Origin of the sequence: Pseudonocardia oroxyli, assembly GCF_900102195.1 — a bacterium.
Classification (GTDB): Bacteria; Actinomycetota; Actinomycetes; order Mycobacteriales; family Pseudonocardiaceae; genus Pseudonocardia; species Pseudonocardia oroxyli.
This window is the reverse complement of record NZ_FNBE01000003.1, coordinates 102,181-120,311: the sequence shown is the minus strand read 5'-3', so window position 1 is coordinate 120,311 and position 18,131 is coordinate 102,181. Positions and strand designations below refer to the sequence as shown.

The window sequence follows — 18,131 nt, the reverse complement described above, 5'->3', positions numbered from 1 at the left end:
CCTCGTCAGTTCCCTGCGGCGATGAGCGCGTCGATGTCACCGGGCTGCAGGGCGCCCAGGACGTCGGCGTAGAGCTGCACGACGGTCTGGCCGGGGGAGACGTACCACTGGCCGTCGACCTCGGTGGTCAGCACCTTGACGTTGAGCAGGGCGGTGACCAGACGCGGGGCCAGGTCGTTCAGGGCGGGGGAGTTCCCGACCTCCGACAGGCCCGCGGCGGCGAGGTCGGCCGTGCAGAGCCGCTGCTGGCCGCCGCCCTGGGGGGACGACATCAGGAGGCAGTCGCCGTCCCGCTTGACGTCGAGCCGGACGCCGTCGGGCGTCTGGATGCTGACGCTCGCGAGCGAGAGACCGGTGTGGCCGCGGACGTCCGTCTCGGTCGTCTGCAGGTCGAGCAGCTTCGCCCCGGACGGCTGCGACCCGGCGGCGGCCGCGACGAGCGCGGGGCCCGCGTCGTGCAGGGCGCCCATCTCCTCGGGGTCGGTCAGCGCGATCACCCGCTGGACGTCCGAGTCCAGCGCCGCGGTGATCACGTCCTTCAGCGCGTCCTGCGCGGTGGGGGCGCCCGCGGCGGGCACCGACGTCGTCGGCCAGGGCTCGTTCTCCGACTTCAGCGCGTAGTCCGCGGCGGTGTAGAGGCCGCTGACGTACCAGCTGCCGTCGACCTGGACGGTGGCGATCCGGATGGGCTCGCCCTCCTGCTGCACGACCTGCGCGATGTCGATCGTCTCGGGCGTGCCCGCGGGGGGCTCGCCGTTCGGGAACAGCTTCTGCTTGAAGGAGTCCGTGAACGGCAGGTCGCCCGCCTGCGGGTTGGTGGTGATGGTGCCCGCGACCAGCTTGGTGATCGTCACGTTGGGGCGCACCGACTCCGCGGCCGCCTCGTCGAACCGCAGGCCGGTGAACGTGACCGTGTCGAGGCTCTGGTTCGCCGCGGCGTCCGGCTTGAGGATCTCCAGCCGCACCAGCTCGCGGGTGAGCACGTCGCCCAGGTCGGTGAGCAGCGCGGTCTCGTTGGGGGCGATGCGGCTCGCGGCCCGCAGGTAGTCCTTGCCCTCGAGGTCCCCGGCCAGCGCCGTGACGACCTCGGTCGGGGAGCTCGCACCGCCGGAGTTCCCGAGCAGGGCGTACGCGGTGTAGCCGCCGCCGCCGAGCACCGCCACGATCGCGATGATCGCCGCGATCAGCGGCCACCGCTTCTTCTTGCGCGGGGGCTCGCCGCCGCCCTCGCCGCCGTAGCCGGGAGGGGGCCCGAAGTTCGGGGGCGGGCCGCCGTAGCCCTGCTGGGGCGGGTACTGCTGCGGCGGGTACTGCTGGGTCGGGTACTGCTGCGGCGGGTATTGCTGGGGGTACTGGGGCTGCTGGGGATGGGGGGCGGTCTGGCCCCACCCGGGCGCGGGGGGCGCGCCGGCGCCCGGGCCCTGCGCCCACTGCTGCTCTCCGGGCTGGGGGCCGTTCGGTGGCGGCCATCCCCCCTGCTGCGGTCCGGTCACGGCCTGCGTCCCCTCGTCATGCGCCCCGGGCTGGGAACGCTGGTGTCTCGCTCGGAAGCACTATCGCGGATGATCTTCGGTCTGAAACAGGGTGGAAGTACTGAGATCGGGTGGTGTCAGCACCGTGATCCGAATGGTCCGAGTGGAGCAACGGGTCCTTCGACCGGAGGAACGCCCGCGGTCGTGTCGGCGTGGCGCCGGGGCCGGGCGCCCGCGCGATGTCAAGGTTCCCCGCGTCTGATCTTGGAGGGGAAGCGTGCGGGTCCTGCGTGGCGTCCTGGTGGTCGTGCTGGCCGCGGCGCTCTCGACGACGGGTGTGGCGGTCGCCCAGCCGTCCCCGCCGCCGAACCCCACCAACGACGACCTGCAGCGCAGCCGCGACCAGGTCGACCAGCGGGCCTCCTCGGTCGCCCAGCTCACCCAGCGGCTGGCCGACCTGCAGGCGGAGGCGGACGACCTGCAGATCCAGGTCGCCGTCGAGCACGAGTCGGCGAACCAGGCGCTCGACGTCCTGACCGGCGCCGAGGCCGCGGCCGACGCGGCGACGGCGCGGGCCGAGTCCGCCCGCGCGCAGACGGAGGCGGCAGGCAAGGCCATCGACGCCGCCCGCACCCGGCTCGACGACTTCGTGGCGGGCACCTACTCCCAGGGGCTCGACCTCGGGCCGATCGGCCTGCTCACCACCGCGAGCGGCCCGGACGACCTCGTCGACCGCGCGCAGCTCACCGACGCCCTGGCCCAGCAGCAGGCCGCCGCGCTCGACGGGCTGCAGCGCGCCCGCGTCCAGAAGGCCAACGCCGACTCCGCCGCCCGCGCGGCGCAGGAGGAGGCCGAGCGCGAGCGGCAGGCCGCCGCGGACGCGAAGACCGCCGCCGACCAGGCCCTGGCGGGCGCGCAGGCCAACGCGGCCGCGCAGGCGCAGCGGCTCTCGGCCGTCGCGACCGAGCAGCAGCAGGTCCAGGCCCAGCTCGACGCCGCCGAGAACGCCGACGCCGGCCTGCGCGCCCAACGCCAGCGGTTCCTCGACTGGCAGTCGGCCCAGCGTGCGGCCGAGCTCGCCGAGCAGCGCCGCGCCCAGGAGGAGGCCGCGGGCCGTGCGGCCGCCGCACCCCCGGCGACGTCCCGGCAGACCGGTTCGGCCGCCGTGCAGACCGTGATCGACCGCGCCATGGCCCAGCTCGGCGTGCGGTACTCGTGGGGCGGCGGCAACTCCCGCGGCCCGACGGTCGGCGTGCGCGACGGCGGCGTCGCGGACTCCTTCGGCGACTACCGCAAGGTCGGGTTCGACTGCTCCGGGCTGATGCTCTACGCCTTCGCGGGCGCCGGGGTGAACCTGCCGCGCTGGAGCGGCAACCAGGCCACCTTCGGGCTGCAGGTCCCGCGGTCGCAGATGCAGCCCGGCGACATGCTGTCCTGGGCGCGCAACGGGCGGACCTACCACATCGCGCTGTACATCGGGAACGGCCGGATGATCGAGGCGCCGTACTCCGGGGCGTCGGTCAAGATCTCCCCGGTCCGCTACACCGGCGGCCTCGCCCCGACGGTCTCCCGCGTCCTTTAGGTCCTGCGGCTTCGCCGCTCGTGCGCGGTAAGTGGTGCTCTGGCACCACTTACCGCGCACGAGCGCCGTAGGCGCATTTCACGTCCGGTGGTGTCTCATGAGCGGCGTGCAGCCGTCTTCCTCGCCCGAGCCGACGCCCAAGTCCGACGCCGAGCTCCTGGAGCGGGCGGTCTTCGAGATCAAGCGGGTCATCGTCGGGCAGGACGTGCTCGTCGAGCGGATGCTCGTCGGGCTGCTCGCCAAGGGACACCTGCTGCTCGAGGGCGTCCCCGGCGTCGCGAAGACCCTGGCCGTGGAGACGGTCGCGAAGGTCGTCGGCGGCTCGTTCGCGCGCCTGCAGTTCACCCCCGACCTCGTCCCGGCGGACATCCTGGGCACCCGGATCTACCGGCAGGGCCGGGAGGAGTTCGACGTCGAGCTGGGCCCGGTCGTCGCGAACTTCGTCCTGGCGGACGAGATCAACCGCGCCCCGGCGAAGGTCCAGTCGGCGATGCTCGAGGTGATGGCCGAGCGGCACCTGTCCATCGGCGGCCGCACCTTCCCGATGCCCGACCCGTTCCTGGTGCTCGCCACCCAGAACCCCATCGAGAACGAGGGCGTCTACCCGCTGCCCGAGGCGCAGCGGGACCGCTTCCTGTTCAAGATCGTCGTGGAGTACCCGGGGATCGAGGAGGAGCGGGAGATCGTCTACCGGATGGGCGCCACGCCGCCCGTGGCCGAGCAGGTGATGAGCCCCGCCGAGCTCGTCCGGCTGCAGAACACGGCCGCCGAGGTATTCGTGCACCACGCGCTCGTCGACTACGTGGTGCGGCTCGTGGTCGCCACGCGGACGCCCGCCGAGCACGGCCTGGGGGACATCGCGGGCTGGGTGTCCTACGGCGCGTCGCCGCGCGCCACGCTCGGCATCGTCGCGGGCGCCCGGGCGCTCGCGCTGGTCCGCGGCCGGGACTACGTGCTGCCCCAGGACGTCCTCGACGTCGCGCCGGACGTCCTGCGCCACCGCCTCGTCCTGTCCTACGACGCGATCGCCGACCAGGTCCCCGTGGACCACATCCTGCAGCGGGTGCTCGCCACCGTGCCGTTGCCGCAGGTCACAGCGCGTCCGCAGGCCGCAGCACCCGGCCCGGTCCCGCCCACCGCCGCGTCCGTCCCGCAGGCGCCGCCCGCATGACGGTGCCGGCCGGCGGATCCGCGTCCTCGGGAACGCACCCGCCGTCGCTGGGGGAGGGGCGCCTGGAGGCCGGGCTGCGGACGCTCGAGCTGACCGTCCGCCGTCGGCTCGACGGGCTGTTGCAGGGCAACCACATCGGCCTGCTGCCCGGGCCCGGGTCCGAGCCCGCCGAGGCGCGGCCGTACCGCGCGGGCGACGACGTCCGGCGCATGGACTGGGCCGTCACCGCCCGGACGACCGAGCCGCACGTCCGCGAGACCGTCGCGGACCGCGAGCTGGAGACCTGGGTCGTGCTCGACCTGTCGCCGAGCCTGGACTTCGGCACGGCCGACTGCGAGAAGCGGGACCTGGCGATCGCCGCACTGGCAGCGGTCGCGCACCTGACCCGCGGGGGCGGGAACCGGATCGGGGCGATCGTCTCGACGGGCGCGGAGACGGTCCGCATCCCGGCGCGCGGGGGAGTGGGGCACGTCCGCACCCTGATGCGCCGGGTGGCGTCGATCCCGTCCGCGGCGGAGGGCACCCGCGGGGACCTGACGGCCGCACTCGACCAGCTCCGTCGCCCGCCGCGGCGGCGCGGGCTGGCCGTGGTGATCTCGGACTTCCTCGGCGAGCCCGTCTGGGAACGGTCGCTGCGCGCCCTGTCCGCCCGGCACGAGCTGCTGGCCGTCGAGGTGGTGGACCCGCGCGAGCTGGACCTGCCGGACGTCGGGACGGTCGTGCTGGCCGACCCCGAGACCGGCCGGCAGCGCGAGGTCGAGACCACGCCCCTGCTGCGCCGGGAGTTCGCCGCGGCGGCCGCGGAGCACCGGGACCGGGTGGCGGAGGCGTTGCGCCGCTGCGGGGCCGGGCACCTGCGGCTGAGCACGGACTCGGACTGGGTGGCGGACATCGTGCGCTTCGCCCTCGCCCGCAAACGGGTGGGATCGCGATGAGCGCCGCGCGGGTGCGCCGTTCGCCGGGGGGTGCGCGATGAGCCCGGGGAGGGTGCGATGAGCTTCGCCTCGCCGTGGTGGTTGCTCGGGCTGCTGGTCGTCGCGGCGCTCGTCGTGGGCTACCTCGTGCTGCTGCGCCGCCGCCGCCGGGACGTCGTGCGGTTCACCAACCTGGAGCTGCTGGAGAAGGTCGCGCCGGAGCGGCCCGGCTGGTACCGGCACGTGCCCGCCGCGGCGCTGCTGACCGCGCTCGCCGTGCTGACGGTCGCGCTGGCCGGGCCCGAGGCCGAGGCGCGGGTGCCGCGCAACCGGGCGACGGTCGTGCTGGTGATCGACGTGTCGCTGTCGATGCAGGCCACGGACGTCGAGCCGACCCGGCTGGCGGCCGCCCAGGCCGCGGCGAAGTCGTTCGCCGACCAGCTCACGCCGGGGGTCAACCTCGGCCTGGTGGCCTTCGCCGGGACCGCGGCGGTGCTCGTGTCGCCGACCACCGACCGGACGTCGGTGAAACGGGCCGTCGACGGGCTGAAGCTCTCCGAGTCGACGGCGACGGGTGAGGCGATCTTCGCCTCCCTGCAGTCGATCGAGTCGTTCTCCCAGTCCGTCGCGGCGGCCGGGAGCGGCGACGACGGCCCGCCGCCCGCCCGGATCGTGCTGATGTCCGACGGCAAGCAGACCGTCCCCGGCCCCGACGGCGAGAACGAGCCGCGCGGTGCGTTCACCGCGGCCCGACAGGCGGCCGAGTCCCGGATCCCGGTGTCCACCATCTCCTTCGGCACCGAGTACGGGACCATCGACATCGAGGGCGGCCGCACCCGCGTCGCCGTGGACGACGCGTCCATGCAGACCATCGCCGAGCTCTCCGGCGGACAGTTCTTCACCGCGGCCAGCGAGGACGAGCTCCGGCGCGTCTACGCGGACCTCTCCGAACAGATCGGCTACGAGATCCGCCGCGTGGACGCCAGCCGCCCCTGGCTCGTGGGCGGGGCGCTGCTGCTGGTCGTCGGGCTGGGCGTGGGGCTGGTGCTGGGCCGCCGGCTGCCCTGACGACCTTCCTGTAACGAGACGATGAACTCCGCCACTCGGGCCTAACGCGGGCGACCACATGATCGACCAACGGTCGTCCAGGTTCATCTCTGTCGGGGAGATCGGTCCGGTTCCGCAGTGGAGTACTCCGTACCTGCCGCACGTCAGCTGGTCATTCCGGCGCACCCCCGGGTCGCCATCCTCGGGTGCAGCATCAACTCCGGTCTCGGGGTGCGGGAGCACTCGGTGGGCCGGGTCGCGGCCAAGATGCTCGAGGCCGAGAAGACCATGGCCAAGGCGAAGGCCCGGCTGTTGGTCAGCGAGGTCCGCGAGGGCCTGTCGAAGGTCGTGGACTTCAAGCCCGACCTGGTCATCCTCAGCAGCGGCAACGTCGAGGCGTTCGTACACCCGCACCGCGTCGTGGAGAAGGCGGTCGCGCGGTTCGGCCCCGACACGTGGCACGGCGACGTCGGGATGGACCCGCGACCCTACTTCTCCACCGACCCGGAGAAGGCCCGGGCGCAGCTGCGCGAGTCGCGGCTCAAGGTGGCCGTGAAGAACGCGCTGGTCCGGCCGTTCGGCGGTTACACGCGGATGTCCCTGCCGCAGTACATCACCGAGTTCACCGCCCTGCTCGACGAGCTGGAGAAGACCGGTGCCGCCGTCGTCGTGCTGGGGCCGTCGAAGGTGAGCGAGTACTACTTCCCGTACTCGGATCGCAACCTCGCCCGGTTCGAGCGGGCCCAGCGCCTGGTGGTCGCGCCGCGCAGCCGCGTGCGGCACGTCTCGGTGCGCGACCTGGTGCCCCGCACCGAGCAGCAGGCCGATCTCGCCCACCCGGACGTCGCCGGGCACGCCCGGCTCGCCCGCGCCGTCGTCGCGACGGTGCGGGTCGAGGAGCGCGCCGCGGTCTGATCCACCGCCCCTCCCGCGGCCGACGTGGTGCCGGTCGCGGGAGGGCGTCCGGGGCGGGGCGGGTGTACTAGGTTCTCCGGTGTGGGACGAAGTGTGCTGGTCACCGGAGGCAACAGAGGTATCGGGTTGGCGATCGCCGAGGCGTTCGCGGCCCTCGGGGATCAGGTGGCGGTGACCTACCGTCGAGACGCCGATCTCGTCCCGGACGGCATCCTGCCGATCCAGTGCGACGTCACCAGCACCGAGGACGTCGACGCGCTCTTCACCACCGTCGAGGAGAAGCACGGCCCGGTCGAGGTGCTCGTGTCCAACGCGGGCATCACCGAGGACGGGCTCATCATGCGGATGAGCGACGACGCGTGGTCCTCGGTGCTCGACGCGAACCTCACCGCGGCGTTCCGGGTCGCCCGACGCGCCTCGCGGAACATGCTCAAGGCCCGGTCCGGTCGGATGATCTTCATCGCCTCCATCACCGCCTACACCGGGCTGCCCGGCCAGGTGAACTACGCCGCGTCGAAGTCCGGCCTCATCGGGCTGTCCCGGTCGCTGGCCCGCGAGTTCGCCCCCCGCGGGGTGACGGCGAACCTCGTCCTGCCCGGGTTCGTCGAGACGGAGATGACGGCCAAGCTGCCCGAGGCCAGGCAGAAGGAGATCGAGGGCCTGATCCCGCTCGGTCGCTACGGCCACGCCGCCGAGATCGCGGGCGCCGTGACCTACCTCGCCTCCGACGTCGCCGCCTACGTGACCGGGTCCGTCCTCACGGTCGACGGCGGCGCCTCGATGGGCCACTAGACCTGCTCCCCGGCGAGAAGAAAGGGTCCTGATGGGACTGCTGGAAGGCAAGAAGCTGCTGGTCACGGGTGTGATCACCGATGCGTCGCTGGCGTTTCACGCCGCGAAGATCGCGCAGGAGCAGGGCGCGGAGGTCGTGCTCACCGGGTTCGGCCGGATGCGGCTGGTGGAGCGGATCGCGCAGCGGCTGCCCAAGCCCGCGCCGGTCGTCGAGCTGGACGTGTCCGACCAGGAGCAGTTGGACTCCCTGGTCGAGCGGGTGTCGCCGCACCTCGGGGACTCCCCGCGGCTGGACGGGGTGCTGCACTCCATCGGCTTCGCCCCCGCCTCCTGCCTCGGGGAGGGCGCGTTCCTGAACGCGCCGTGGGAGGACGTGGCCACGACCATCCAGGTGAGCGCCTACTCGTTCAAGTCGCTCTCGGTGGCGCTGCTGCCGCTGCTGGGCGAGGGCGCCTCGATCGTCGGGATGGACTTCGACAACCGGCAGGCGTGGCCCGCCTACGACTGGATGGGCGTCGCGAAGTCCACGCTGGAGTCCGTCACCCGCTACCTCGCGCGAGACCTGGGGCCGAAGGGGATCCGGGTGAACCTGGTGGCCGCGGGCCCGGTGAAGACCATGGCCGCCAAGTCCATCCCGGGGTTCTCGGCGTTCGAGGACAACTGGGACGGACGCGCGCCGCTGGGCTGGGACGTCACCGACCCGGTGCCCGTCGCCAAGACCGTGTGCGCGGTGCTGTCGGACTGGCTACCCACCACCACCGGCTCGATGGTGATGGCGGACGGCGGCTTCCACGCCGTGGGGGTCTAATAAGGGGCGTGTATGACGCCCTGCTCTTCCTCTCCTTCGGTGGGCCCGAGGGCCTCGACGAGGTGCGTCCGTTCCTCGAGAACGTGGTGCGCGGTCGCGGGGTCCCCCCGGAGCGTCTGGACGCCGTCGAAGAGCACTACAAGCACTTCGACGGCGTCTCGCCGATCAACGCCCGCAACCGGGAGCTGATCGCGGCGCTGCGGGAGCGGACGGACCTGCCGGTCTACTTCGGCAACCGCAACTGGCACCCCCTGGTCGAGGACACCGTCGCGGAGATGACCCGGGACGGGATCCGGAACGCGCTGGTCTTCGCCACCAGCGCGTACGGCGGGTACTCGGCCTGCCGCCAGTACGACGACGACATCGCGAGGGCGCGCGCCGCGGTGGCGGGCGCGCCGACCCTCACGAAGCTGCGCCACTTCTTCGACCACCCGCTGTTCGTGCAGGCCAACGCCGACGCGATCCGCGCCGTCATGATCGACGGCGCGCGGGTGGTGTTCACCGCCCACTCCGTGCCGACGGCGGCGGACGCGGCCGCGGGGGTGCCTGCGGAGGGCGGGCACCGCTACTCCCGGCAGGTCGCGGAGGCCGCTCGGCTCGTGGCGGGGGAGCTCGGCCTGGCGGAGTACGACGTCGTGTGGCAGTCGCGGTCCGGGCCGCCGCAGGTCCCGTGGCTCGAGCCGGACGTCGTGGACCACATCGAGGCGCTGCACGAGAAGGGCGTCGAGGCGGTGGTGGTCTCGCCGATCGGCTTCGTCTCCGACCACGTCGAGGTCGTGTGGGACCTGGACAACGAGGCCGCGGAGAAGGCGGCCGAGCTCGGCATGGGCTTCGCCCGCGCCGCCACGGCGGGTCCGGACCCGCGCTTCGCCGACATGGTGGTGGAGCTGATGGCCGAACACCTCGCCGAGGTCCCGCCCCGGGCGCTGGGCGAGGTGCCGAGCGCGGGCTGCACCGTGGACGGGGCCCCCTGCGCGGTCGACTGCTGCCTGCCCGCGAAGCGCCCCGCCCGCTGACCCGTGAGCGGCGATGGTCGCCAGAGCGACCATCGCCGCTCACGGGGTGGGGCGGCCGTAGCAGAAGGTGCGGACCGGGCCCTCGTCGACGTCGGCGAAGGGGGCGAAGAGCGTCTCGTGCGCGGCGCGGGCCCGGGGCTCGGTGACGGGGTCCAGGGCGGTGACCGCGCGGAGGATCCAGCCGTCCGCGAGCGTCCCGCCGAGCGGACGCAGCTCGATCACGCTCGGGACCTCCGCCGTGGGGCTGGTGGCCGCCACCACGCCGTCGAGCGCCGGGGCGGTGGTCCGCAGCAGGCGGGCCTCACCGGCGTAGGCGTGCGGGGTCGGCGGATCGGCGTGGATGGTGTGCGCCTCGGCGTAGGGCAGCCACCGGAGCGTGCCCTCGCCGCCGAGGTCGGGCAGCGTGATCTCCCGCGTTCCGACGACCCGGACCTGCCCGAGGTGCGTGCCGCGCAGGTGCGGCGGCAGGTCGGGCGAGTCCGGGAACGGGACGAGCGTGAGGGACGCCGTGACCTCCGGCGGGAGCCCGGCGGTCGCCTCGGCGAACCGCGCGGGCAGGTCGTCGGTGACGGGGACGGTCAGGGCACCACCCCAGACCTGCGGCAGCTCCACCAGGCCGATCTCGACGGCGGTGACCACGGTGGCGTCCGTCGGCATCCGGTCGGTCCGCACCGCCCGGCCGTCCGGCGTCACGCCCTCGACGGCGCGCAGGTGGTCCGCGCCCGTGCCGAACGCGCGGCTCAGGATGCCGAACCCGCCGCCGCGCAGGTAGCCGACCACGCCGACGCCCGGCGAGCTGCCGTTGACCGGCGCGAGGCTGTGCGGGGTGGTCGCGGCGACGACGTCGCCCCAGGTGGAGCCCGCCGCGATCCGCGCGGTGCGCGCCCGCGGGTCGACGGTCACGCCGGTGAGCCGGGTCGTGGAGAGGAGCACGCCGCCGTCGAGCGCGGCGACCCGCCCGTGACCGGAGGACTGGACGGCGTGCGGCCCGTCGAGGGCGAGCGCCTCGCGCACCTCGTCGACGGTCCGCGGGACGGCGACGACGTCCGGTCGGTGCGGCCGGTTCGTCTGGTAGCCGGTGGTCAGGGTGGCGTACTCGGCGGTGTCGGGTCCGTAGGTGTCCATGGGTCCACCGTGGGGGTCTGCCGGCCAGAAGTCCAAGAGATGGTCCGACTAGCAGCTAGCATCATCGGTTATGGAGCTGCGTCATCTGCGCTATCTCGTGGCCGTCGCGGAGGAGGGGACGGTGACGGCGGCGGCCGCGCGGCTGCACGTCGCGCAGCCCGGGGTGAGCGCGCAGCTGCGGCAGCTGGAGCGGGAGCTGGGGGAGCCGCTGCTGGTCCGGTCGGCGCAGGGGGTGGCGCTGACCGAGGCCGGCGCGGCGGTGCTCCCCTTCGCGCACGCCGCATTGGCTGCGGTCGAGGGGGCGCGGCTGGCGGTCGACGAGCTGAAGGGCCTCGTGCGCGGGCGGGTGGTGGTCGGGATGGCGCCCTCGCTCGCCGCGACCGACCTGCCCGAGCTGCTCGCCGAGTTCCGGGCGGCGCACCCGCACGTCGAGGTGGTGCTGCGCGAGGGGACGTCCGCGGAGCTGCTGTCCGGGCTGGTCGGCGGCACGGTGGACCTCGCCTGGGTCGGGGTGGCCGAGGAGCTGCCCGCGGGGATCGAGAGCCGCGCGGTCACCGACCAGGTGCTCGTCGCCGTCGGCAGCGCGGGCCCGGTCGAGCTCGCCGACCTCGTCCGACGGCCCGTGATGTGCATGGCCGCGGGCAGCGGCCCGCGCGCGGCGTTCGACCTGGCCTGTGCGCGCGCCGGGCTCCGCCCGACGGTCGCGTTCGAGGCGGGTGACCCGTTGCTGCTGGCGCGGCTGGCCGCCCGCGGGCTGGGTGTCGCGGTGCTGCCCGCCGGTGCGGTCCGCGCGGCGGGGCTGGAGCTCGAGCCCGCGCCGATCGTGCCGGAGATGCGCAGCCGGATCCTGCTGGCCTGGCGCGGGGCGGGCCCGAACGGCCCGGCGGCACGTGCGCTGATCGCCCGCGCCGCGCGTTCCTGATCGCCGGTGCCGTGCGCGCACTGCGGTCGGCACTGCACCGAGCGCACGGGACCGGAGACCGTGCACGACACCCGGAACCGCGGCGTGGTCAGGCGGGCGCGTAGGTCCGCACGGCCTCGGCGACCGCGGCCCGACGAGCGACCCGGACCGCGGTCTCCAACGGGCGCAACGCCTCCCGCCGGGCGGTGGCCGCGCTCGCCGTCACCGCGCCGCCGGGCTCGTCGACCAGGGCGGCGGCCAGGATCGCCTCGACCTCGTCCGCCTGCTGCAGGACGCGCAGGGCGCGCGGGGGCATCCCGGCGGGCCAGTGGGTGGCGGGCCGGGCACGCAGCGCGGCCGCGATCTCCTCCCGGACACCGGGCCGGTGCCGTGCGACCCCGAGCTCGGTGAGCAGGGAGGTCGACTCGCGGACCTGGCGCCGCAGCTCGTTCTCCGCCTCGGCGAGCGGGACGTACTCGGCGGGCGCGACCGGCGTCGGCACGGCGTACACGGTCCAGCGGACGACCCCGTCGGCCGCGGCGGACGGCACCACGCCGAGCCCGGCCTCGCCGAACAGGACGCCCTCCTCGGCTGCGATCACGGTCGAGGCGAAGGGGCCGGGACCCGGGAGCCCGCGGACGTCCCCGGGGGCCGTCAGGACCAGGCGCGCGGGCCCGCGGGGGGCGCGGCGCAGGGCGGCGAGCAGGAAGGTCAACGACGTGACGGGCGCGCCGGGGGCGGGGAGGCCCGTGGCGGCGGCGGTGGCGTCGTCGGCGGCGAGGACGTCGTGGGCGTCCGCCCAGGGGGCGAGGGCGTCCAGCACGTCGTCCGGGGCGGCGGACCCGGCCAACCAGGCCGAGGACCAGACCGCGAAGGTGGCGGAGGAGCGGGGCACCGAATCAGGCTAACCACCGCGCGGGCCGGTCCGGCCCCTGCCGTGCGGGTGACAGCGCGTGACGGTCGGTGAGCGGTCGGGCGGCGCGCCGACGACGGCCCGGGGTGCCCGGAGCGGGGGACTCGCGGGGTCGGAGCGGGGGACTCGCGCGTGTCGGCGGGGATCGGGCGTGGCCGGCCGGGTACAACCGACGCATGCCTCGCACCCACGACTACCGCGGTCTGTTCGGCACGGACGGGACCCGTGTGCAGCAACGGAAGGCGATCCCCGAGGTGCCTGCCGAGCGGGGCCTGGTCGTCGAGGACCCGGCGAGCGGCTTCTGCGGCGCGGTGGTGGCGGTCGACATCCGCGAGGTCACGCTGGAGGACCGCGCCGGCAGGCGTCGGGTGTTCCCGCTGCGCCCGGCGGCCTTCCTGTACGAGGGGAAGCCGGCCACGCTCGTCAAGCCCGCGGTGCAGGCTCAGCCGAGGCGGTCGGCGTCGGGCTCCACGAGGGTCGCGAACGTCAAGGCGCGCACCGCCCGCGCGTCCCGGATCTGGGTCGAGGGCATCCACGACGCCGCCCTGCTGGAGACGGTCTGGGGCCACGACCTGCGGGTCGAGGGGATCGTCGTCGAGCCGCTGCACGGCGTGCACGACCTCGCCGCCGCGGTCCGCGAGTTCGGGCCCGCGCCGCACCGCAAGCTCGGCATCCTCGTCGACCACCTCGTCTCGGGCACCATGGAGACCCGGCAGGCCGCGTCGGTCGCCGGGCCGCACGTCCTGGTCACCGGGCACCCGTTCGTCGACGTCTGGGAGGCGGTCAAGCCCGCCGCCGTCGGCATCCGGGCCTGGCCGACGATCCCGCGGGGCACCGACTGGAAGACCGGCGTGTGCGAGGCGCTGCGCTGGGGCGAGCCCGCGGACGGCGCGCGTCGGGTGATGGGCGCGGTGAAGTCCTTCCGGGACCTGGACTCGAGCCTGATCGGCGCGGTCGAGCAGCTGATCGACTTCGTGACCGTCGAGCACTGATCGACGGCGCAACGGAACGAGACCGACCCGAAATGATCATCGCGGACCCGGACCGCTGAACTCTGACAGACTGGGCGCCATGGTGCCGCTGATCTGGGTGATCGCGGGAATCCTGCTGCTCGTCGGTGAGGTCCTCGCGGGGGAGTTCGTGCTCGCGATGCTCGGCGTCGCGGCGCTGGCCGCGGGCGGGAGCGCCGCCCTGGGGCTCGGCTGGGTCGGCAGCGCGCTGGTGTTCGCGCTCGCGTCGGTCGTGCTGCTGTTGACGGCGCGCCCGGCGCTGAAGCGCAGGACACAGCAGTCGATCGAGGGCTACCGGCAGCACTCGGAACGGATGGCGGGGAGATCGGCGGTGGTCTCCCAGCGCGTCGACGGCCACGGCGGGCGGGTCCGGATCGGGCCCGACGAGTGGTCCGCGCGGGCGTTCGTCGACGGAGAGGTCATGGAGCCGGACGAGCGGGTGACGGTGGTGCGCATCGAGGGCGCCACCGCGCTCGTCATGGCGGAGTAGAGGGAGGCTCAGGTGGACGTCGCGGTACTCGTCGTCGTCGTGCTGATCGTGCTGTTCGCGATCATCACGGTGGTCAAGTCCGTGCAGATCATCCCGCAGGCCACGTCCGCGGTGATCGAACGGCTCGGGAAGTACAAGAACACGGCGGACCCGGGGCTCGCGTTCCTGGTGCCGTTCGTGGACCGGATCCGGGAGCGGATCGACCTGCGCGAGCAGGTCGTGTCCTTCCCGCCGCAGCCGGTCATCACGCAGGACAACCTGACGGTGAACATCGACACCGTCGTCTACTTCCGGGTCACCGACCCGAAGTCCGCGGTGTACGAGATCTCCAACTACATCACGGGCGTGGAGCAGATCACCACGACGACGCTGCGCAACGTCGTGGGCGGCATGACCCTGGAGGAGACGCTGACCTCCCGGGACCAGATCAACACCAAGCTGCGCGGCGAGCTCGACGACGCCACCGGCCGCTGGGGCATCCGCGTCGAGCGGGTGGAGATCAAGGCCATCGACCCGCCGCCGTCGATCCAGGAGTCCATGGAGCGGCAGATGAAGGCGGACCGCGAGAAGCGGGCCACCATCCTGACGGCCGAGGGGCAGCGGGAGTCGGCGATCCGCAGCGCGGAGGGGCAGAAGCAGGCCCAGATCCTCACCGCGGAGGGCGCGAAGCAGGCGGCGATCTTGGGCGCCGAGGCCGAGCGGCAGTCCCGGATCCTGCGGGCGCAGGGTGAGCGGGCGGCGTCGTACCTGAAGGCGCAGGGTGAGGCGAAGGCGATCGAGAAGACCTTCGCCGCGATCAAGGCGGGCCGCCCGACGCCCGAGCTCCTCGCCTACCAGTACCTCCAGACCCTGCCGGAGATGGCGAAGGGCGAGGCGAACAAGGTCTGGCTGGTGCCCTCGGACTTCGGGAAGGCCCTGGAGGGCTTCACGAAGATGCTGGGCGCGCCGGGGGAGGACGGGGTGTTCAAGTACACCCCCACTCCGGACGACGGCGTGCGCAGCGCCCCCGAGGAGGACGAGGACTCGGTCGCGAGCTGGTTCGACACCTCCGGCGACCCGGAGATCGCCCGCCAGGTCGCGGCCGCCACGGCGCAGGCGAACCACCCGGTGGAGGAGCCGGGCGCGCCCGCGATCGCCCGGCAGGCCCCGCGTCCGGAGCTCGGCGCGAACGACCTCACCCCGCCCAACGGCCTCCCGACCGGCGACTGGTCCGAGGAGGCCCCACCCCGCTGACCAGCGCCTCCGGCGCTCGTGAGTGGTCAGTGGTGCTGCAGCACCACTGACCACTCACAGGGCGAAGCCGTAGGGGAGTTCGAGGCGGTGTCTCGCCAGGAGGGCCGTGTCGCTCAGCAGCTCGCGGGTCGGGCCGTCCGCCACGACCACGCCGTCGTCGAGGATCACGCTGCGCGGGCAGAGCTGCAGGGCGTAGGGCAGGTCGTGGGTGACCATCAGCATGGTCCGACCCAGGCCGAGCAGGACCTCGGCGAGCTCGCGGCGGGCCACCGGGTCGAGGTTCGACGACGGCTCGTCCAGCACCAGGATCTCGGGGTCGCAGGCCAGGACCGTGGCCAGGGCGACGCGGCGCCGCTGCCCGCCCGACAGGTGCAGCGGCGAGCGGTCCGCGTGCTCCGCCATCCCCACCGCCGCGAGGGCCTCGGCGACCCGCGCCGGGACGTCCGGGACCCCGAAGTTCGCGGGCCCGAACGCCACGTCCTCGCGGACGGTCGGCATGAACAGCTGGTCGTCGGGATCCTGGAAGACGATCCCGACCCGGCGGCGGATCTCCTGCGCGGTGTCCTTGCGCACCGCCATCCCGGCGACCTCGACGGTCCCGGCGCCGGGCGCCAGGATGCCGTTGAGGTGCAGGACGAGCGTGGTCTTGCCGGCGCCGTTGGGGCCGAGCAGGGCGACCCGCTCGCCCGGCTCGATCCGCAGGTCCACGCCGTGCAGCGCCTGGTGGCCGTCGGGGTAGGCGAAGAGCAGGTCCTTGACCAGCAGGGACGGGTGCACGGTCACAGGATCACCCATCCGGTCACCGCCAGCGCGGCCGCGACGCCCACCGGGGCGAGGCCGCGGGCCCAGTCCGCGCGCGTGGTCCGGTCCTCGACGAGCACCGGCATGGCACCCGTCCAGCCCCGGGACAGCATGGCCAGGTGCACGCGCTCGCCGCGCTCGTAGGACCGCAGGAACAACGCGCCGACGCCCCGCGCCGTCGCACCGGCCTGCCACAGGAAGCGCGGGTCGTGGCCGCGGGAGACCCGGGCGAGGTGCATCCGCCGCGCCTCGCCCGCGATGACGTCGAGGTAGCGCAGCATCAGGGTCGCGATGGTGGTCACCAGGGCCGGGGCATGCAGCCGCTGCAGGCCGACGAGCAGGTCCCGCATCGGCGTCGTCGCGGCGAGGGTCAGCGAGATCAGGACGCCGAGGGTGCCCTTGACCAGGATGTTCCAGGCGCCGAGCAGGCCCGGCTCGGACAGCGACAGCCCGAGCAGGTCGATCCGCGGGTCGGGGCCGGTGAACGGCAGCAGGACCGCGAGCACCACGAACGGCAGCTCGATGACGGAGCGGCGGAGGATCCAGACGACCGGGATCCGGGCCGCCACCCACACCGCGACGAGCAGCACGGCGAACCCGGCGAAGACGGCGAAGGCCTCCCGGGGCGTCGCCACCACGCAGACGACGCCGAGGAACGCGGCGACGATCTTGACCTGTGGCGGGAGCCGGTGGACCACCGAGTCCCGCGGCAGGTGGAGCGGGTGCGCGTGGCCGGCGCTCATCCGCGGGGTGCGCGCCTGCGCAGCAGCCGGAACAGCCCGCCCGCGAGGACGAGCACCACCAGGACGCCGATGATCCCGGCCGGCCCGACGGTGCCGTGCCCGCCGAACACCGAGTAGTCCGCCAGGGGAGAGGCCGACGTGTGGTGCTCGGTGGCGTGCTGGGCGATGCAGGTCCCCTGCAGGCCGGCGTCGGTCTCGGTGCAGCCGTTCAACGCGACCGTGTCCAGACCGTCCGGGTCCGGGCTGGCGAAGTAGGACAGTCCGCCCGCGACGAGCAGGGCGACCAGGGCGAAGCCGATCCAGAACCGCCTCACGCCGTGGCCTCCTTGCGGACGAGCGTCGGACCCGTGCCGCGCAGCAGGTGCACCAGGTCCGGTCGCACGGCCGCCACGGCCCCCACCGTCGCGGCGGTGATCACGCCCTCACCGATGCCGATCAGCGCGTGCAGGCCCACCATCAGCGTGAACACCGTGCCGAGCGAGGCGCCGCCCGCCCCGCCGATCGCGTACTCGAGCACGAACCCGAGCGAGGCGACCACGGTGTTGGCGAACGCCGCCGTGAAGGCGACCACGAGCAGCCCGCCCCGGCCGCGCCGGGCGAGGCCGCGGAGCAGCACGGCCACCCCGTACCCGACGAACGTGCCGATCAGCGCCATGTTCGTGACGTTCATGCCGAGCGCGGTCAGCCCGCCGTCGGCGAAGAGCAGTGCCTGCACCAGCAGCACGATCCCGATGCAGACCGCCCCCACGTACGGGCCGACCAGGATCGCGACCAGGGCGCCGCCGAGCAGGTGGCCGCTCGCCCCGGGCAGGATCGGGAAGTTGATCATCTGGACGGCGAACACGAACGCCGTGACCAGGCCCGCCATCGGGGCCGTGCGGTCGTCGAGGTCGGTGCGCGCCCGCCAGAGGCACAGTGCCATTCCGACGATCGCGATCGCGCCGAACAGGAGGGACGTCGGGGCGTTCACGAGCCCGTCGCTCATGTGCATCGCGCTGACCACGCGGGGCCTCCCGGGTGAGCCGAGGTCGCGGCGCCGGGGCCGGCGCCGCGGTCCAGCTCACCACCTTCTGTTCGCTGATGCAAAGCTCTGGCGAGAACCCAGGCCTGGCAACCGTCCGGTCGGAGGGGGCGGTGACGCCGGTCACGAACGGGTGGAGTGTGCCGCCGCGGCCGGGTGTCCGCTCGCCCCGTGCAC

General features: G+C 73.9%; 19 protein-coding genes. 12 read left to right on the top strand and 7 right to left on the bottom strand.

Features of this window, described 5'->3' with window-relative positions:
• Positions 1-5: 5 nt before the first annotated feature.
• A complete protein-coding gene (locus BLS43_RS05570) occupies positions 6-1,493 on the bottom strand; it encodes a hypothetical protein (RefSeq protein ID WP_093077766.1) in 1,488 nt (495 codons plus the stop codon).
• 256 nt (positions 1,494-1,749) lie between these two features.
• On the opposite strand from BLS43_RS05570, the gene BLS43_RS05565 reads away from it, so the two are divergent.
• The 8 genes from BLS43_RS05565 (at position 1,750) to BLS43_RS05530 (ending at position 9,717) form a co-directional block, all read left to right on the top strand.
• The gene (locus BLS43_RS05565) at positions 1,750-3,054 is read left to right on the top strand and encodes an NlpC/P60 family protein (RefSeq protein ID WP_093077763.1); all 1,305 of its coding nucleotides are present in this window, start codon (positions 1,750-1,752) and stop codon (positions 3,052-3,054) included.
• A 97-nt stretch (positions 3,055-3,151) separates the two neighbouring features.
• A complete protein-coding gene (locus tag BLS43_RS05560) occupies positions 3,152-4,225 on the top strand; it encodes an AAA family ATPase (RefSeq protein WP_093077760.1) in 1,074 nt (357 codons plus the stop codon).
• A complete protein-coding gene (locus BLS43_RS05555; protein WP_093077757.1) occupies positions 4,222-5,160 on the top strand; it encodes a DUF58 domain-containing protein in 939 nt (312 codons plus the stop codon). Before BLS43_RS05560 ends, BLS43_RS05555 begins: the two co-directional genes overlap by 4 nt.
• A gap of 57 nt (positions 5,161-5,217) precedes the next feature.
• Positions 5,218-6,207, top strand: a complete 990-nt coding sequence (locus BLS43_RS05550; RefSeq protein ID WP_093077754.1) for a VWA domain-containing protein — start codon at positions 5,218-5,220, stop codon at positions 6,205-6,207.
• 117 nt (positions 6,208-6,324) lie between these two features.
• Positions 6,325-7,101 (top strand): SGNH/GDSL hydrolase family protein, encoded by a 777-nt coding sequence (locus BLS43_RS05545; protein ID WP_093077739.1) that lies wholly within the window; start codon positions 6,325-6,327, stop codon positions 7,099-7,101.
• A gap of 81 nt (positions 7,102-7,182) precedes the next feature.
• Positions 7,183-7,893 (top strand): 3-oxoacyl-ACP reductase FabG, encoded by a 711-nt coding sequence (gene fabG / locus BLS43_RS05540; protein ID WP_093077737.1) that lies wholly within the window; start codon positions 7,183-7,185, stop codon positions 7,891-7,893.
• A 31-nt stretch (positions 7,894-7,924) separates the two neighbouring features.
• Positions 7,925-8,701 (top strand): enoyl-ACP reductase FabI, encoded by a 777-nt coding sequence (gene fabI, locus BLS43_RS05535; protein ID WP_093077734.1) that lies wholly within the window; start codon positions 7,925-7,927, stop codon positions 8,699-8,701.
• A gap of 8 nt (positions 8,702-8,709) precedes the next feature.
• Positions 8,710-9,717 (top strand): ferrochelatase, encoded by a 1,008-nt coding sequence (locus tag BLS43_RS05530; RefSeq protein ID WP_093077732.1) that lies wholly within the window; start codon positions 8,710-8,712, stop codon positions 9,715-9,717.
• A gap of 39 nt (positions 9,718-9,756) precedes the next feature.
• Here the strand turns inward: BLS43_RS05530 and BLS43_RS05525 are convergent, their stop codons facing one another.
• Positions 9,757-10,842 carry an FAD-binding oxidoreductase gene (locus tag BLS43_RS05525; protein WP_093077729.1) on the bottom strand — a complete coding sequence of 362 codons (1,086 nt, stop codon included), beginning with the start codon at positions 10,840-10,842 and terminating at the stop codon, positions 9,757-9,759.
• Positions 10,843-10,912: 70 nt separating this feature from the next.
• Between BLS43_RS05525 and BLS43_RS05520 the strand changes: the two genes are divergently transcribed.
• Positions 10,913-11,764, top strand: coding sequence for a LysR family transcriptional regulator (locus tag BLS43_RS05520; protein WP_093077727.1), 852 nt, complete (start codon positions 10,913-10,915; stop codon positions 11,762-11,764).
• Positions 11,765-11,852: 88 nt separating this feature from the next.
• On the opposite strand, the gene BLS43_RS05515 is transcribed toward BLS43_RS05520, so the two are convergent.
• Positions 11,853-12,638: a hypothetical protein gene (locus BLS43_RS05515; protein WP_093077724.1), complete on the bottom strand. Its 786-nt coding sequence runs from the start codon at positions 12,636-12,638 to the stop codon at positions 11,853-11,855.
• Positions 12,639-12,832: 194 nt separating this feature from the next.
• Here BLS43_RS05515 and BLS43_RS05510 point away from each other — a divergent pair, with 194 nt between their 5' ends.
• From BLS43_RS05510 to BLS43_RS05500, 3 genes are all read left to right on the top strand, one after another.
• Positions 12,833-13,648: a DUF3097 domain-containing protein gene (locus BLS43_RS05510; RefSeq protein ID WP_093077721.1), complete on the top strand. Its 816-nt coding sequence runs from the start codon at positions 12,833-12,835 to the stop codon at positions 13,646-13,648.
• A gap of 79 nt (positions 13,649-13,727) precedes the next feature.
• On the top strand, positions 13,728-14,156 hold the full coding sequence (locus BLS43_RS05505; protein WP_093077719.1) for an NfeD family protein: 429 nt from the start codon (positions 13,728-13,730) through the stop codon (positions 14,154-14,156).
• A gap of 12 nt (positions 14,157-14,168) precedes the next feature.
• The gene (locus BLS43_RS05500; RefSeq protein ID WP_143029948.1) at positions 14,169-15,389 is read left to right on the top strand and encodes an SPFH domain-containing protein; all 1,221 of its coding nucleotides are present in this window, start codon (positions 14,169-14,171) and stop codon (positions 15,387-15,389) included.
• A 54-nt stretch (positions 15,390-15,443) separates the two neighbouring features.
• Here the strand turns inward: BLS43_RS05500 and BLS43_RS05495 are convergent, their stop codons facing one another.
• From BLS43_RS05495 to BLS43_RS05480, 4 genes are read right to left on the bottom strand one after another with little or no spacing between them, the layout of a single operon-like run.
• Positions 15,444-16,184: an energy-coupling factor ABC transporter ATP-binding protein gene (locus BLS43_RS05495; RefSeq protein WP_093077716.1), complete on the bottom strand. Its 741-nt coding sequence runs from the start codon at positions 16,182-16,184 to the stop codon at positions 15,444-15,446.
• Positions 16,169-16,933, bottom strand: coding sequence for a cobalt ECF transporter T component CbiQ (cbiQ, locus tag BLS43_RS05490; RefSeq protein ID WP_093077713.1), 765 nt, complete (start codon positions 16,931-16,933; stop codon positions 16,169-16,171). The genes BLS43_RS05495 and cbiQ overlap by 16 nt, the downstream gene beginning before the upstream one ends.
• Positions 16,930-17,247, bottom strand: a complete 318-nt coding sequence (locus BLS43_RS05485) for a PDGLE domain-containing protein (protein WP_093077711.1) — start codon at positions 17,245-17,247, stop codon at positions 16,930-16,932. Before BLS43_RS05485 ends, cbiQ begins: the two co-directional genes overlap by 4 nt.
• On the bottom strand, positions 17,244-17,918 hold the full coding sequence (locus BLS43_RS05480; RefSeq protein ID WP_245707318.1) for an energy-coupling factor ABC transporter permease: 675 nt from the start codon (positions 17,916-17,918) through the stop codon (positions 17,244-17,246). The genes BLS43_RS05485 and BLS43_RS05480 overlap by 4 nt, the downstream gene beginning before the upstream one ends.
• Positions 17,919-18,131: the final 213 nt, after the last annotated feature.